Here is a 17,194-nt window from a genome sequence, read left to right on the forward strand (position 1 = left end):
TTATTGCATTATATGATTAAAACGTTCGATAACCTGTTTAGGATCCTCTGCTCGCGTAATTGCAGTAACAACAGCAATACTGCCAACACCACATTGCCATACGGCAGGAGCGCGTTCTAAGTTGATGCCACCAATCGCAACCGTTGCCATATCAGACATTAAATTCGCATACTTAGACAAGCGCGTTAACCCTTGTGGGTCAGAAGGCATATCTTTGGTTTGTGTCTCGAAAATATGTCCTAGGGCGATATAACTCGGTTTTAGTTGTCTTGCTCGCAACATTTCATAATAACCGTGTGTGCTTAATCCTAAACGTAATCCTGCATCGGCAATCATAGGTAAATCAGCTACATCCATATCCTCTTGACCAAGATGGATGCCATAAGCATCATGTTTAATCGCCAATTCCCAATAATCATTGATAAATAAGCGCGCATTATATTTTTTACCCAATGCTATCGCATCAATAATTTGCTGTTCAACTTGTTCAGGTTGTTTATCTTTAATGCGTAGCTGTAATGTTTTGACACCTAGTTTTAATACACGCTCTAACCATTCAACAGAATCTAAAACAGGATATAAACCTAACTTAATTGTGTCGCACGGTTCAAATCCAGGGCCCGCTTCTAAACTGCCTTGTAAATCCAACTCATAACCAATTTTCGACTCAGGTAATACCACTTCAGGGAAATCAGCACGATCTGTAGGCCAACCACAATGCGCTACAGAACCTTCGCCTACACCTAAGGCTTTAGAATTTTTTAAACCTTGGTTGAGGTAGGATTTCGCTAGCACTAATGCATCTTCAATAAAGTAATCTAGTGCCATGGTTGCGGCGATCGCACTGGCTAACGTACAGCCTGTACCGTGCGTATGTACATTTTCTAAACGAGGACTAGTTAATGCGATTTCACGCACCCCATCACTCCAATAATCAAGTGCAACTTCGTCCACCAGCTCAAAATGACCACCTTTAATTAATACACTGCCACAGCCCATGCTGATCAGTTTTTCAGCAGCTGGTTTAAATGACTCACCGGAAATCAATGCGTGTCCAGAGAGGCTTAATACTTCATTAGCATTGGGTGTTAATAGATCGATTTGTGGTAATAATTCCGTTTTAATAACTGCTGTTATGCCCTCTTCCGTCATATCATCGCCAGTAGAAGCAACTGCAACAGGATCATAAATAACAAACGGTTTATGTGTCCACGTTTGTTTATAAAGCGCTAATTGCTGTGCAAGAATTTTTACATGTTCCACACTTGCAATCAGCCCAATTTTAATCACTTTAGCGGGCATATCTTCCGCTAAACTGGCTAACTGCTGTGTGAACATTTTTTCAGAGACACTTTCGACTAACTTCACAGATAAAGAGTTTTGCGCAGTGACCGCGCTGATCACTGAACATCCATCGGCACCTAAATCATGAAAAGTTAAAAGATCGGCTTGAATACCTGCACCAGCACTGGAATCAGAACTAGCAATTGTCCACACTATGTTATTCATATTTAACCTTTAGTTATGCATGGTTAGTGTTTAATCACTAACCACTTATTTTATTCATTGTTTAATGAAGGTTAACACAAAGAGGTTTAGCACGAGTGGAACTAAACCTCACTGCAATTACGCTTTATCAAGCACAGGTGGTTGATAAATTTCAGCACCACTTTCATTAAATTCTTTGGCTTTAAACGCCATGCCTTCTTCTGCCGTCATAGTGATGGTTTCATCTAAGATTTTGATAGAGATCTCACCTGAATCCAACTTATCACTAAAATCACGAACATCTTGCGTGATCTTCATTGAACAGAACTTAGGACCACACATTGAACAGAAATGAGCTACTTTACCAGATTCCTGTGGCAATGTTTCATCATGGTATTCACGTGATGTTACAGGGTCTAAACCTAAGTTAAACTGATCTTCCCAACGGAATTCAAAACGGGATTTAGATAACGCGTTATCACGAATTTGCGCGCCAGGGTGACCTTTTGCTAAATCAGCAGCATGAGCAGCAATCTTATAAGTAATTAATCCTACTTTCACATCATCTTTATTTGGTAAACCCAAATGCTCTTTAGGTGTTACATAACAAAGCATTGCACATCCGTACCAACCAATTTGGGCGGCACCGATCCCAGATGTAATATGGTCGTAACCCGGTGCAATATCAGTTGTTAATGGACCTAATGTATAGAAAGGAGCTTCAAAACATTCAGTTAACTGCTTATCCATATTTTCTTTGATCATTTGCATTGGTACGTGACCAGGACCTTCGATAATAACTTGAACGTCGTATTCCCACGCTACTTTGGTTAATTCACCTAATACTTCTAATTCAGAAAATTGTGCTTCATCGTTAGCATCAGCAACAGATCCTGGACGTAATCCATCACCTAGTGATAATGCCACATCGTACTGCTGACAAATTTCACAGATTTCACGGAAATATTCGTATGCAAAATTTTCTTTGTGATAAGTCAAGCACCATTTTGCCATGATTGAACCACCACGTGAAACGATACCCGTCACTCTTTTAGCTGTCATAGGGACAAAACGTAATAGTACACCTGCATGAATAGTAAAGTAATCAACACCTTGCTCAGCTTGTTCAATCAATGTATCGCGGAATACTTCCCACGTTAAATCTTCAACAACACCATTTACCTTTTCTAATGCTTGGTAAATAGGCACCGTACCGATTGGTACAGGCGAGTTACGTAAGATCCATTCACGTGTTTCATGAATATTACGTCCTGTTGATAAATCCATTACCGTGTCACCGCCCCATAACGTTGACCATACTAACTTCTCAACTTCTTCTTCAATAGACGAGCTCACTGATGAATTACCGATATTAGAGTTAACTTTAACTAAAAAGTTACGACCAATGATCATTGGCTCTAATTCAGGGTGGTTAATATTTGATGGAATGATCGCTCGCCCCATAGCCACTTCTGAACGAACAAATTCAGGGGTAATTCTGTCTTGTAAATTCGCACCGTAGCTTTGACCTGCATGTTGAAAATGCAATGCTTCACACTTAACACGATCACGCCCTTGGTTCTCACGAATTGCGATGTATTCCATTTCAGGAGTGATAATGCCACGACGAGCATAATGCATTTGTGTAACACATTGACCTTTTTTAGCACGTAATGGTTTAGGTAAATTAGCAAAGCGTAATTCATCTAAAGATTCATCAGCTAAGCGTTCTTGAGCAAAGTTAGATGTCACACCTTCTAACGTTTCAACATCATCACGCGCTGCAATCCATGCTTCACGTAAACGTGGTAAACCAGCATGAACATCAATTTTAGTATTCGGATCAGTATAAGGGCCTGATGTATCGTAAACAGGGATCGGTTCATTTTTCTCAAAGACAGGATTTTCTTCAGTGCCACCAACAAAGGTATCTGTTTGATGTATTTGACGCATGGCAACTTTAATTGGGTGAATTTCACCATCAATGTAGATTTTTTCTGAATTTGGATAAGACTCATTATTCAAATTTTGAATATAGTCTTGTGCCGCTTGACGTGATTCACGACGGGATAGGCCTTTACGATCTGTGGTTTTTAATGTTGAGTTGATATCTTTAGACATAGCATTCTTTACCTAGTTTATTATAAAAAGATTTAAAAGAGTGCTTGTCGAATAAGTGTGGAAGTTAAAAAATATCCAAGAATGGAAAATAGATAGATATTTTCTACTTGTTCCCTTCGTAGGTATTAACCCAATCAGGTTCCACGGATCCCACGTTAACTATTTAAAATATGGTTAACTAATGTGGTCTCAGCCTTTGGGAAATCCCCATTAGCACTCCGACAAGATGCGCGCAGTATAGAAGAATTAACCAGGAAATTAAACAAGTCTCATCAATAAATAAAAAATAGAGAGTTCAGTATCATATTTATAACAAAAAATGTAGTTTTTGAACTCCATAGAGAACTGAAGTGAACGCTCAAAAATTTTAGCTAACACAAACTAGCAGATACAAAAAAGCCCCGATAGTTTTCACCATCGGGGCTTATAAAAAAGTCTAACTAGTTAAGAATTACTTCTTAGCAGCAGCTTTATCAGCTTTAACTTTTTCAATTACTGCTTCTGCTACGTTAGTAGGACAAGGCATGTAGTTTTTGAACTCCATAGAGAACTGACCACGACCTGAAGTCATTGTACGTAGTGAACCGATGTAACCAAACATTTCTGAAAGAGGTACGTCAGCTTTAATACGAACACCCGTTGCGCCCGCTTCTTGACCAGCGATCATGCCACGACGACGGTTAAGGTCACCGATAACATCACCAACGTGATCATCAGGAGTAAATACGTCTACAGACATTACTGGCTCTAGAAGTTGTGCACCTGCTTTAGGGATAGACTGACGGAACGCACCACGAGCTGCTAATTCAAATGCTACTGCAGATGAATCCACGGCATGGAAACCACCATCGTAAAGTTCAATTTCAACGTCTAGTACAGGGAAACCAGCTAGTACACCAGTATCCATCATGCCTTCGAAACCTTTTTCGATAGCAGGGAAGAATTCTTTAGGTACATTACCACCAACAACAGTTGATTTGAATGAGAAACCAGTACCTGGCTCAGCAGGTTTAATACGGTAATCAATTTTACCGAATTGACCAGAACCACCAGATTGTTTCTTATGCGTGTAAGAATCTTCAACAGCTTGTGTAATTGTTTCACGGTAAGCAACTTGAGGCTCACCTACAACTAGATCAACACCGTATGTACGCTTAAGGATATCTACTTTAATATCTAAGTGAAGCTCACCCATACCAGATAGGATTGTTTCACCTGAATCTTGGTCAGTTTCAACACGGAATGTTGGATCTTCTGCAACCATTTTACCGATAGCAATACCCATTTTCTCAGTTGAACCTTTATCTTTTGGTGTAACAGAGATAGAGATTACTGGTTCAGGGAAAACCATTGCTTCTAGAATGATTGGATCTTTTGGATCACATAATGTGTGACCAGTTTGAACGTTAGTCTTCATACCAACGATAGCGATGATATCACCCGCTTGTGCAGAAGTAAGTTCGTTACGATCATCAGCTTGCATTTCACACATACGACCAACACGCTCAGTTTTACCTGTAGCAGCGTTCATGATTGTATCGCCTTTCTTCAGAGTACCTGAGTAGATACGTACGAAAGTTAATGAACCAAAACGGTCATCTGTGATTTTAAATGCTAAAGCTTTAAATGTTTCGTCAGCAGAAACAAGTGCAAATTTACCATTTGGCTCACCTTCTTCATCTGTAAGAGGTTGAGGATCAACGTCTGTAGGACAAGGTAAGTAATCAACAACAGCGTCAAGGATAAGTTGAACACCTTTGTTTTTGAATGCAGAACCACAGTAAGTTGGGAAGAAGTCCATTGTACGAGTACCAGCACGGATACAACGTTTAAGTTCTTCAATTGAAGGTTCAGTACCTTCTTCTAAGTATTCCATTAGAAGATCTTCGTCTTGCTCTAGAGCAGTTTCGATTAATTTTTCACGGTACTCTTCAACTTGATCAACCATGTCCGCAGGAACATCTTGGATAGAGTAGTTTTCAGGAAGACCAGTGTCATCCCAAACGTATGCTTGACGACTTAATAGGTCAACAACACCACAGAAATCATCTTCGATACCGATTGGTAGAACCATAACTAGTGGGTTAGCACCAAGAATGTCTTCAGTTTGCTTAACAACACGGTAGAAATCAGCACCCATACGGTCTAATTTGTTTACGAAGATAATACGTGCAACTTCTGAGTCATTCGCATAACGCCAGTTAGTTTCTGATTGAGGTTCAACACCACCAGAACCACAGAATACACCAACACCACCGTCTAGTACTTTAAGTGAACGATATACTTCAACTGTGAAGTCAACGTGTCCAGGAGTATCGATAACGTTAAAACGGTGATCTTTCCAGAAACAAGTTACAGCAGCAGACTGGATAGTAATACCGCGCTCAGCTTCCTGTTCCATGAAATCCGTTGTAGATTCGCCGTCATGTACTTCACCAGTTTTGTGGATCTGGCCAGTAAGTTTCAGGATACGTTCTGTAGTAGTGGTTTTACCCGCATCAACATGCGCGAAAATACCAATGTTTCTGTATTTACTTAAATCTGTCATTTTTTATACTCTGTATGTAAAAAATTAGGGGCTATATTCCCGCGGCATTATACAATTTTTGTAGTTAAACAGAACACAGAATTTGGAAAAAATGGCAAATATGTTGTTTTTTTCGGCTTTATTTCATCATTTTTTATAAAAAGGCAGGTAAAAACACTAACCACTGCAATTAAAAACAGTAGTCAGTGTAATATTTAAACGCTTTAAGCAATAAGTGCAATCGAGAATAATAATGAAAATACAAAGGTACTTATTGCTGTATTTTTGAGTTGTTCATTAAATACAGTCCCTTTTCGATCATCACCTTTAATCGCGTTAGAAATTTGTATGCAGCTTTTAATAAGTGGGCTAGCAATCAATAAAAACAGATATTGCCAGACTTGACTATCTTCCAAGCTATAAATATATAAAAAACTACATAGCATCGCACCGGTCAATAATAATAAATGGTATTTAAATGCTTTTTCACGGCCTAATAATACAACTAAGGTAATTTTATTAGCCGCTTTATCGTGGTAAACATCACGCATATTATTGATATTCAAAACCGCAGCACTTAATAAACCAACGCTAATAGCAGGTAAAATAAGCACAGCAGGCAAAACCAAAGCTTGTAAGTAAAAACTTCCTAAAACACCTAATAAACCAAAGAAAATGAATACGGCAAGGTCTCCCATTGATCGGTAACCATAAGGTAGTCTTCCCATGGTATAAGTAATGGCAGCAATAATAGCGGCAATGCCTAACCCTAAAAAGGTTAACCAGCGAGCAATATCATTAGTAAATGAAATGCTTAGCAGAGTGATCCCTGAAATCAAACAAGCAATGACCGCTATAATAATTGCTTTTTTCATCGCCACGGCGGTAATTAAACCACTTTGCATAGCCCTTTGTGGTCCAACTCGTTGCTCATCCGCTCCTGTCATTGCATCACCATAATCATTCGCTAAATTAGATAAAATTTGTAATAGCAAAGCAGTAGTTAGCGATAACAAAAAGATGCCAAGATTAAAAACTTGATATTGAACAGCTAAACCAGCAGCAACTATGATAGATGCAGCAGCTAATGGTAAGGTGCGTAAACGTAACGCTTCGATCCAGACGGTAAATAACTTCACTAAAAATCCTATAAAATGATGATTGTTGTTAACAGTACTAGGAATAAGGTTAAGATCGCGTTACATTAACCAATATGGATGGATAAATATATAACCGACTTATGCTCGAAAATATGCACCAATTTCAACAATTACAAAAAATATTAGTACAGCAATTACAATCATTTAGCCTTGATCATGGACTATTTCCAACAAAAAACTTAACGGTCACTATTGATTCCTTGCCATTGTTACCTTTATTAAAAGGACAAACAACAGCCCAGCCAAAAAATTGTTGTTTATTACCGACCATTTATTGGCAAAATAAAGAGCAAACGACAACCTTAGCAAGCTTTGGAGCAATTGAAACTTTAGAGCATATTCCAAAAGCAGATAATAATGCATTGTATTTAGGGGGGCTAGCTTTTCAACAGCAAGGCGAGCAATGGTCTGATTTTCCTGCGACTTTATTCATTCGTCCATTGCTTGTATTTCAACACATTCAATCATCGTCCTTATTCAATCAAACCGATAATACCAGTGAGCAATGGCAAGCAGTATTTCATTTTAATGGGACCAATTCAGTAGAAAAAAGTATCCATATAATACAAGCTCTGCAACCTCCTCAAGCTTTATCTGCATTTACACAGCAACAAATAAAACGCCATGACAGCCCAAATCAGACACAGTGGGCAAGTTTAGTTGAATTAGCGATAGAATATAAAGCCTTATTGCCAAAAGTTGTATTATCGAGAGAAACAGAGTTAACCTTTGATGGTCTTTTAAATACTTGGGATATTATGGCGTTATGGCAGCAAGCAAATCCTAATAGTTTCCATTATGTATTTCAGCTTTCTCAAGAACATAGTTTTATTAGCTGCTCTCCTGAGCGCCTGTATTCTCGCCGACAACAGCAATTAACAACAGAAGCATTAGCTGGCACAGTAAACAGAGGTCGTGATAAACGAGAAGATAATTTACTCTTACAAAGTTTGCTTAACGATAAAAAAATAGATCGTGAAAACTATCTTGTTCAAGAATTTATCATCGCTAATTTAAAACAACTTAAAGCTGAAGTCAGTTTTTCACCTGCCCATGTATTACAGCTACAGCATGTACAACATTTATGCGTACCTATTACAGCTCAATTAACACAACAAACAAAAGACTCTGATTTATTATACAAACTACACCCTACTCCTGCGGTTGGCGGCACCCCAAAACTACCTGCTTTACAATTCATCAATGATAATGAGCCCTATAATAGAGGCTGGTATGCAGGAGCAGTTGGTTGTATAAGTGAGCAAGAAAGTGATTTTAGCGTCGCAATAAGAAGTGCACTGGTCAGTAAAAACAATATTAAATTATTTGCTGGAGCAGGTATTGTCACCGGCTCCATTGCAGAGCAAGAATGGCAAGAACTCGATAATAAAATACAAACTATATTAACTATTTTAGGCGCACGATAAAGGATAATAAATGACTCAGGTAGATAAACAATATGCCTTCCCTGATCAACACCATAATATTAATTTATTATGGGCAAACTTATTTATTGAAGAATTAATTCGTCATGATATAGATGATTTTTGTATCGCTCCTGGCTCTCGATCGACACCTTTTACGTTAGCTGCCGCTAATCATCCTAAAGCAAAAACACATATCCACTTTGATGAACGAGGATTAGGATTTTTAGCACTCGGGTTAAGTAAAGCAAAATCAAAACCAGTTGTGATCATCACTACTTCCGGGACTGCTGTGGCTAATTTATATCCCGCAGTCATTGAAGCCAAACAAAGCCATATCCCATTAATTGTTATCTCTGCAGATAGACCGCCAGAATTAATTAATTGTGCCGCTAACCAAGCAATCGAACAATATAAAATTTTTGCAGATTATCCAGTGTTTTTTGCTCAGATACCTAGCCCAAGTATATCGGTCGAAAGTAATTTTTTATTAACAACACTTGACCAAGGTCTATTTCAACAACAATCAAATATTGGACCGATCCATTTTAATATGGCGATACCAGAGCCATTTTATCCCGCAGCAGAAAAAACTAACTTCACAAATTATTTAAGCAGTTTAAAAGATTGGCTGATACAAGATACCCCTTTCACTATTTATCATTCAACAACAACGCAGCTGAATAATCAGCCAATAGACATAGCTGCAACCAAAGTATTAGTTATTGTCGGGCGTATTAAAGATAAAAAAGAAGCATTGGAAATTCAACAATTCTGCCAACAATTTCAACTTCCTTTATTTGCTGATGTGCAATCCCATTTACAAGGTACAGAAGTAAATAGTCATGGTTATGACTTATTATTAGAAAACGAGCAATTTAAAAATCTGATCCAACAAGCTGATCTTATTTTACAATTTTCAGACCATTTAATTAGTAAACGGTTAAACCAGTTTATTAAAAAAAGTACGCGACCTGTTTGGTTAATATCTGAACATAAAAACAGAATAGATGCTTCACATTGCATCAAACAACGTTTTGTTTGTGGTGCAGCGACTTTTATCAAACAAGTGATTAATAGCAAAAAGATCTACAACGATTGGTTGCAAGCAATTCAAACTTATCAAGCGACATTAGAAAAAGTAATAAAACCTTATTTAATAGATAACAAAATAAGTGAAATTAATAGTAGTACTTATTTACTTAATCAAAGTCAGGGTAATATCGTTTTAGGGAACAGTTTAGCGATCCGTTTAGCGGATATGTTCGCGCAATCAAATGCAACAATATTTAGCAACCGAGGAGCGAGCGGTATTGATGGTTTAATAGCAACGGCTGCTGGTATCGCAAAAAATAGTTCTGCGATAACCAATCTACTGATCGGTGACACATCCTTTTTATATGACCTAAATTCTTTAACCCTACTGAATCAATTACAACAACCTTTTGTGATTGTATTACTTAATAATGATGGTGGCGGTATTTTCAATTTATTACCCGTTCCTGCAGCACATCAACAACAGTTCTATCAATTACCGCACGGCTTAAATTTTCAACAGATCTGCGATCAGTTTTCAATTAATTATTACCAACCTAAGACTTTTTCTGAATTTCAGAAACAATATCAAAATGCGATTATAAAAAATAAGCACAATAAAGTGACCTTGATTGAAGTGTGTGTAGACAATCAACTAACACCAATACAATTATCCAAGATAAAAGATGAGGTAAAAAATGCCGCTATACAGTGAACAACAAGGTTCAAATGAAAATCCTACCCTTGTATTTTTACACGGTTTTCTAGGTAACCGTAAAGATTGGCAAACTACCATTGATCAGTTAAAAGACTCATTTCACTGTGTAACTATTGATTTACCCGGGCATGGCCGCTCTGTTGCAACAACTGCATCTATTACTAATGGTTTTGAAAATTGCCATAAATTAATAGCCTTCACTTTAGAACAACTAAATATTCAAGCATATAGTTTAATAGGTTACTCATTAGGTGGTCGTATCGCATTAGATTATGCCCGTAGTCAAAACGACCCTCGTTTACAACATTTAATCCTAGAGTCATCTCATATTGGATTAGATAATGAAACAGATAAAACGAATCGTTACCAATTTGATCTTGCTTGGGCTGAACGCTTTGCAACACAATCTGTAGAAGAAAGTTTATACCAATGGTATGAGCAAGCTATTTTTGATGACCTAAACTATGAACGAAAAGATTTTATTATTGAACAACGAAGCCATAATTATGGAGTACCGCTTGCAAGTATGCTGCTCTCAACAAGTCTCGCACATCAAGTTTGTGCAAGTACATTTTTAGCAGAAACCAAGTTGCCTATTACCTATTTTTATGGACAAAAGGATATAAAATTTAAGCAATTAGCAGAATCTATTCCTGCAACCGATACCTTAAATTTTCATTGTTTTAATGGATTAGGACACAATACGCATCAACATGCCCCAGTAAATTATGCGAATAACATTAAAAAAATATTTATTTAATCAATATTATTTAACACGAGAAATATTATGAACCAAGCAGACTTATATTCAGCAATAGAATGGCAAAGCAGCAGCTTAGCATTTGAAGATATTTATTATCACAAAGCAGATGGTATCGCTAAAATCACCATTAATCGTCCCCAAGTTCGCAATGCCTTCCGTCCACAAACAGTGAATGAAATGATGCAAGCACTGAATGATGCTCGTTATGATCAAAAAATTGGTGTCATTATTTTAACAGGCGAAGGAGATCTTGCATTTTGTTCAGGTGGAGACCAGAGCGTACGTGGCGATTCAGGTTATAAAGATGAAGAAGGTGGACATCATTTAAATGTACTAGATTTTCAACGTCAGATCAGAACTTGTCCAAAACCAGTGATTGCTATGGTTGCAGGTTATGCTGTTGGTGGTGGCCATGTTTTACACATGATGTGTGACCTCACTATCGCAGCTGATAATGCAAAATTTGGTCAAACAGGGCCTAAAGTTGGTTCATTTGATGGTGGTTGGGGTGCGAGTTATATGGCTCGTATTGTCGGACAGAAAAAAGCACGCGAAATTTGGTTTCTTTGCCGCATGTATGATGCACAGGAAGCTGTTGATATGGGATTAGTAAATACTGTCGTACCATTACAAAATCTTGAAAAAGAAACAGTGAAATGGTGTCGTGAAATATTACAAAATAGCCCGATGGCATTACGTTGCCTTAAAGCTGCACTTAATGCAGATTGTGATGGACAAGCAGGTTTACAAGAACTGGCCGGCAATGCAACCATGCTATTTTATATGAGTGAAGAAGGTCAAGAAGGCCGTAACGCATTCAATGAAAAACGCAAACCAGACTTTAGTAAATACTCTAGAAATCCATAATAAAAAATTAACAGTATTGAATACTCAAAATAGAGCGTTGTTTGTTTACTAAATAGAATATTAAGGTTATGTTTTAGTAGATAAGATGCAACTTATTAATAGCCTATGACTATCAATTTGATTGATATAAACAATTCGTATAAATAGGTAATTTAACGCATTCTGTCTTTGCTATTCTGAATGAAAAAGCAAACAATCGCAGTACTTAAACTAGATAAAATAAAGGAACATTACATGGTATTAGTAGGCAAGCAAGCTCCCGACTTTACAGCAGCAGCAGTATTAGGAAACGGCGAAATTGTTGATAGCTTTAATTTAAAAGAATTCACTAATGGTAAAGAAACAGTTATTTTCTTCTACCCATTAGATTTTACTTTTGTATGCCCTTCTGAACTTATTGCTTTTGATAAGCGTTTTGGTGATTTTCAAGCACGTGGTGTTGAAGTAATCGGTGTTTCAATCGATTCACAATTCTCTCATAACGCATGGCGTAACACTGCGATCAATGATGGCGGTATCGGTGCAGTTCAATACCCACTAGTAGCTGATGTAAAACATGAAATTTGTAAAGCATATGATGTTGAACTAGAAGAAGCTGGCGTAGCATTACGTGGTTCTTTCTTAATCGACAAAAATGGTGTTGTACGTCATCAAGTAGTAAATGATCTACCTCTGGGTCGTAACATAGATGAGATGTTACGTATGGTTGACGCATTACAATTCCACGAAGAGCACGGTGAAGTTTGTCCAGCACAGTGGGCTAAAGATAAAGCAGGTATGGAAGCATCTCCTGAGGGTGTTGCTAAATACTTATCTGGTCATTCTGACGACCTATAATTTTTTACTTTTAGAAGTAAAAATTGTAAATGGCCTCATTGAGGCCATTCTTGATCTTATAGCTTTATTATAAAGAAGAATAATAAGCAGCAAGATTAGCAATATCTTCATCACTTAATGCGGCAGCTTGTGCATTCATAAGAGCAGCCATACCACCTTTTCGTTGTGATGCTTTATAAGCTTTTAACGAAGCATTAAGATAAGCTTCTTTCTGACCCTTTAAGTTAGGATAAATAGGTGCAGTACCAATACCATCAGCACCATGGCACATGGTACAAACAGCAGACTTAGCTTTACCAGCAGCAATATCACCAGCATTAGCCCATAATGGCATTCCTAACAATAAGAGCCCTATTAGTTTTTTATTCATTTTAATTCCTTTTAAGTATTAAATTTAAGTAAGATGATAGTCTAGTACAAGGTTAGCTAGCTAATATGATACAAATCATTAATATTATCTATATTGTTAAAATTAACCTTTAAGTCTTTTAAGCGGCCATTTTTTACTGAATAGATTAAACCATGTATCGTCAATTCTTGTCCTTTCCCCCATGCTTGTTGAACGCAGGTTGTATGACATACATTTTTAACTTGCTCTATAACATTAAGCTCCGTTAAATAATCTAACTTCTCTTTTTCCGTCATTGATTCATTAAAATGGTCTAAATGATTTACATAAATATCTTTAATGTTTCTTAACCAACCATCAATTAACTCAAATGACTGTTTTTGCATTGCAGCATTAATACCACCACAATCATAATGCCCCGTCACAATAATGTGTTTCACTTTTAAAACATCAACGGCATATTTAATGACTGACATGCAATTTAAATCAGTATGTATTACTAAATTAGCGATATTACGATGTACAAAAACATCTCCAGGCATTAACCCCAGTAATTGGTTAGCAGGAACGCGGCTATCAGAGCAACCTATCCACAAGTATTCAGGTGATTGTTGCTCTGCTAAATGAGCAAAAAAAGAAGGATCTTCTTTAAGAAGATCAGCTGCCCATTGTTCATTATTTTCTAATAAGTCTTCTAACAAACTCATACATCACCTATAAATTACTGTATCGTTAAATAAACTATTACATGGAATTTTTTATGATCATACCCTATCAAGAGCTCGACGAAATAACACTAAATAACATTATTGAGCAATATGCTTTGAGAGAAGGCACTGATTATGGTGAAGTTGAATATTCATTACAGCAAAAAACACAACAAATTTTACTACAATTACAAAATGAAGAAGTCTATATTATTTATTCAGAATTAACTGAAAGTGTCTCTTTAATTAGTAAACACGAGTTTCAACAAAGAAAAGTTGAATAAGCATTTCTAATTTTATTTTTTAAAAAAATTTAGTACTTAAATAATCAACACAAATAGAATTAAAGCTTGTTTATGACCAAGGTCATATTTATAACAGAACTATTGCCTATAAAGATTATAGATATGTTTGAAAAAGCGATACAATTCACATACAAAGTTTTACTCGTATAATATAGGAAAGTAATAGCGTCTAGCTATTCACTACAGATTAAGGGAAGTTTATGATCATTACCAAACCTCAAACCGATCCAACGTTAGAATGGTTTTTATCACACTGCCATACACATAAGTACCCAGCAAAAAGTATGCTTATCCATGCAGGTGAAAAAGCCGATACGCTATATTTTATCGTTAAAGGTTCTGTTGCAGTTGTGATTAAAGATGAAGATGGTAAGGAGATGATTTTATCTTACCTGAACCAAGGTGATTTCATTGGTGAATTAGGTCTATTCGACAAAGAAGAAAACCCTATTCGTAGCGCATCTGTAAAAGCAAAATCAGCATGTGAAGTAGCTGAAATTTCATATAAAAAATTCACTCAATTAATCACAGTGAACCCAGAAATTTTAATGCGCCTTTCACGTCAAATGGCAAATAGATTACAAGTTACAAGCCAAAAAGTAGGTAACTTAGCATTTTTAGATGTAACAGGACGTATTGCTAATACATTATTAGATTTAGCAAAACAACCAGATGCAATGACTCACCCAGACGGTATGCAAATTAAAATTACTCGTCAGGAAATTGGACAGATTGTTGGTTGTTCACGTGAAACTGTTGGCCGAATTTTAAAAATGTTGGAAGAACAGGGTCTTATCTCTGCTCATGGTAAAACTATCGTAGTATTCGGTACTCGTTAAAATACCCCAAACAAAATTATTAAGTGCCGTTCAATGATGAGCGGCATTTTTTTAACTAAAATTTACGAGCAGATCATTCACTACCAAGAGAGATAATAGGTGCACGAGCAGCATTAATAGCACCTAACGCAGCAAAGATAGCCGCAACATAAAAACTAGTTTGAAATGCATCAATAATAGGCTCTTTTGGACCATTTAAAAGAGTTTCAATACTTGTATTATGATCAAAGTGAGGTAATAAACTATATATAAGCACACCAAATAAAGCCGTTCCTATCGCAGCCCCCAAATTACGACATAAAGACGCAAGCGCAGTAACCGTTCCCACATTGGCTTTCCCACCAACAGTTTGTATTACCAATTGAGTTGTTGGCATTACGGTACCAAAACCAATACCGCACAACATACCTAGCACACTTATTAATACTGGAGATGGTGAGACACTACCTAAAGCAATAAAACCTATTGTTGATAAGGACATACCAACGACAGGTATCCATTTGGGAATACCTGTTTTTGCCATAATACGCCCACTACATAATGCACCAATTATATTCCCTGCAGTAACAGGTAATAATAATAAGCCAGAAGTTGCCGCATTAGTTTTTAAACCTAATTGTAAATAGATAGGTAGAAAAAATATCAAAGCAAACATACAAGCGGCAAATAACATTGAAGTCGTCAAAGGGATGTAAATAGCTCTATTGGTGAGTAATTTATTAGGCAAAAATGGTGATGAATGATGGCGTTGATTATAAAGAAAAATACCCCCTAATATCATAACAAGGAACACATAATAGCTACTTGTTAAAGAGAACCAATCAAAACTTTGTCCGCCAACGGAAGCCCAATATAAAAATACAGTGCACAACATTGGAAAAACAATCAAGCCAATCCAATCTATAGGCTTACTTCTGTTTTCAGCGGTTTGTGTAGAAGTTAGTTTTAATAAACGCAAAACTGCAATCAAAGCCAATGGAATATTCCCCCAAAATAACCAATGCCACGAATAGTGAGTAACAACAAAACCACCAATCACAGGTCCACCTATACTTGCACAGGCAAACATAGCAGCAAAATAGCCTTGGTATTTAGCTCGCTCTCTAGGTGGGATCAACTCAGCAATTAAAGCCTGAGATAAACTCATTAACCCACCGCCGCCAAGACCTTGGATAACGCGTCCCATGATCATTTCAGGCATAGTATTAGCTAATGCACCTGCAATTGAACCAATACAAAAAATAATCAATGCCCAATTTAAAACATTACGTCGTCCATAACGGTCGCCTAACCAACCATAAATAGGAACTGATGCAGCAGTGGCTAATAAATAACCTATCGCAATCCATGATGATAAATGTAATTGTCCAAGATCCCCAACGATACTTGGGGTAGCCGTTGCTAGAATAGTTTGATCCACAGCAGCTAAAAACATTGGTAAAAATACAGCAGAAAAGAAAATGAGAAAGGTCTGGCGAGTTAAAGCGCCGTTAGTGGCTTGCTTAGACATAAAATATCCACATGAATGATTCATTGGTGAGTAGAAAATATTAAATAATGCCTGAATATTAAATCACTGCAACTATATTTACATAAAGTAGAGGGTTCTAGCCTACAAGCTTCACCTACCGTATTCAGGCTATCATTTACGAAAAAAACCTGCAGACGGATTAATACCATCAGTATTGCTTGGTATGAGTTTGTAAGTGATGTTAAAAGAGTAAAGAAGATAGGCACTAGAGATTGGATGAACCTGATAAGATAATTAACGGAATTGGTATCATCAGGAATTGTTCTGAATATATTGCAAGATTGCTGATTGAAAGGGTTCGCAGAGCTCCGCCGCTTATGAGACGATGCTAGCACATCACTAAATTTTAGATATAAAAAAACCCTGTCGATGTTAATCAACAGGGTTCATTTAATCAGGCGCTTGGCGATGACCTACTTTCACATGGGGAGACCCCACACTATCATCGGCGCAGCTGCGTTTCACTTCTGAGTTCGGCATGGGATCAGGTGGTACCACAGCGCTATTGTCGCCAAGCATAAAA

The 17,194-nt window shown here is 37.1% G+C and carries 14 protein-coding genes, 1 rRNA gene and 1 riboswitch; of the genes, 7 read left to right on the plus strand and 8 right to left on the minus strand.

The annotated features are described in order from the left end of the window. The 4 genes from thiE to menA all read right to left on the minus strand — a co-directional run bounded on the left by thiE (position 1) and on the right by menA (position 7,275). Positions 1 to 1,509 carry a thiamine phosphate synthase gene (gene thiE / locus E2R68_RS12835; protein WP_134278082.1) on the minus strand — a complete coding sequence of 503 codons (1,509 nt, stop codon included), beginning with the start codon at positions 1,507 to 1,509 and terminating at the stop codon, positions 1 to 3. Between the two features lie 117 nt (positions 1,510 to 1,626). Next, positions 1,627 to 3,609, minus strand: coding sequence for a phosphomethylpyrimidine synthase ThiC (gene thiC, locus E2R68_RS12840; protein WP_134278083.1), 1,983 nt, complete (start codon positions 3,607 to 3,609; stop codon positions 1,627 to 1,629). A 94-nt stretch (positions 3,610 to 3,703) separates the two neighbouring features. After that, positions 3,704 to 3,840: riboswitch (TPP riboswitch) on the minus strand. Positions 3,841 to 4,060: 220 nt separating this feature from the next. Next, positions 4,061 to 6,157 carry an elongation factor G gene (gene fusA / locus E2R68_RS12845; protein WP_134278084.1) on the minus strand — a complete coding sequence of 699 codons (2,097 nt, stop codon included), beginning with the start codon at positions 6,155 to 6,157 and terminating at the stop codon, positions 4,061 to 4,063. A gap of 203 nt (positions 6,158 to 6,360) precedes the next feature. Then, complete coding sequence (gene menA / locus E2R68_RS12850; RefSeq protein WP_134278085.1) at positions 6,361 to 7,275, minus strand: 1,4-dihydroxy-2-naphthoate octaprenyltransferase; 915 nt, start codon at positions 7,273 to 7,275, stop codon at positions 6,361 to 6,363. Between the two features lie 113 nt (positions 7,276 to 7,388). Here menA and E2R68_RS12855 point away from each other — a divergent pair, with 113 nt between their 5' ends. The 5 genes from E2R68_RS12855 (at position 7,389) to E2R68_RS12875 (ending at position 12,940) form a co-directional block, all read left to right on the plus strand. Next, on the plus strand, positions 7,389 to 8,723 hold the full coding sequence (locus E2R68_RS12855) for an isochorismate synthase (protein WP_243834685.1): 1,335 nt from the start codon (positions 7,389 to 7,391) through the stop codon (positions 8,721 to 8,723). Positions 8,724 to 8,733: 10 nt separating this feature from the next. Beyond that, entirely contained in the window at positions 8,734 to 10,470 is a 1,737-nt protein-coding gene (gene menD / locus E2R68_RS12860; RefSeq protein WP_134278087.1) for a 2-succinyl-5-enolpyruvyl-6-hydroxy-3-cyclohexene-1-carboxylic-acid synthase, read from the plus strand. Then, positions 10,454 to 11,233 carry a 2-succinyl-6-hydroxy-2,4-cyclohexadiene-1-carboxylate synthase gene (gene menH, locus E2R68_RS12865; RefSeq protein WP_134278088.1) on the plus strand — a complete coding sequence of 260 codons (780 nt, stop codon included), beginning with the start codon at positions 10,454 to 10,456 and terminating at the stop codon, positions 11,231 to 11,233. The genes menD and menH overlap by 17 nt, the downstream gene beginning before the upstream one ends. Before the next feature lie 27 nt (positions 11,234 to 11,260). Then, positions 11,261 to 12,103, plus strand: coding sequence for a 1,4-dihydroxy-2-naphthoyl-CoA synthase (menB, locus tag E2R68_RS12870; RefSeq protein ID WP_134278089.1), 843 nt, complete (start codon positions 11,261 to 11,263; stop codon positions 12,101 to 12,103). Between the two features lie 234 nt (positions 12,104 to 12,337). Then, positions 12,338 to 12,940: a peroxiredoxin C gene (locus E2R68_RS12875; RefSeq protein ID WP_134278093.1), complete on the plus strand. Its 603-nt coding sequence runs from the start codon at positions 12,338 to 12,340 to the stop codon at positions 12,938 to 12,940. 67 nt (positions 12,941 to 13,007) lie between these two features. On the opposite strand, the gene E2R68_RS12880 is transcribed toward E2R68_RS12875, so the two are convergent. Together E2R68_RS12880 and can are read right to left on the minus strand one after the other, a co-directional pair. Next, on the minus strand, positions 13,008 to 13,310 hold the full coding sequence (locus E2R68_RS12880; RefSeq protein WP_134278090.1) for a c-type cytochrome: 303 nt from the start codon (positions 13,308 to 13,310) through the stop codon (positions 13,008 to 13,010). A gap of 56 nt (positions 13,311 to 13,366) precedes the next feature. Continuing rightward, complete coding sequence (can, locus tag E2R68_RS12885; RefSeq protein WP_134278091.1) at positions 13,367 to 13,996, minus strand: carbonate dehydratase; 630 nt, start codon at positions 13,994 to 13,996, stop codon at positions 13,367 to 13,369. A 53-nt stretch (positions 13,997 to 14,049) separates the two neighbouring features. On the opposite strand from can, the gene E2R68_RS12890 reads away from it, so the two are divergent. Together E2R68_RS12890 and crp are read left to right on the plus strand one after the other, a co-directional pair. Next, positions 14,050 to 14,280 carry a YheU family protein gene (locus E2R68_RS12890; protein ID WP_134278092.1) on the plus strand — a complete coding sequence of 77 codons (231 nt, stop codon included), beginning with the start codon at positions 14,050 to 14,052 and terminating at the stop codon, positions 14,278 to 14,280. A gap of 221 nt (positions 14,281 to 14,501) precedes the next feature. Next, positions 14,502 to 15,140, plus strand: coding sequence for a cAMP-activated global transcriptional regulator CRP (gene crp / locus E2R68_RS12895; RefSeq protein WP_025565472.1), 639 nt, complete (start codon positions 14,502 to 14,504; stop codon positions 15,138 to 15,140). 73 nt (positions 15,141 to 15,213) lie between these two features. On the opposite strand, the gene E2R68_RS12900 is transcribed toward crp, so the two are convergent. Together E2R68_RS12900 and rrf are read right to left on the minus strand one after the other, a co-directional pair. Continuing rightward, positions 15,214 to 16,650, minus strand: a complete 1,437-nt coding sequence (locus E2R68_RS12900; RefSeq protein ID WP_208380240.1) for an MDR family MFS transporter — start codon at positions 16,648 to 16,650, stop codon at positions 15,214 to 15,216. 421 nt (positions 16,651 to 17,071) lie between these two features. Next, positions 17,072 to 17,187, minus strand: a 5S ribosomal RNA gene (gene rrf / locus E2R68_RS12905). Positions 17,188 to 17,194 lie beyond the last annotated feature (7 nt).

The organism is Psychromonas algarum (genome assembly GCF_004376845.1).
GTDB lineage: Bacteria > Pseudomonadota > Gammaproteobacteria > Enterobacterales > Psychromonadaceae > Psychromonas.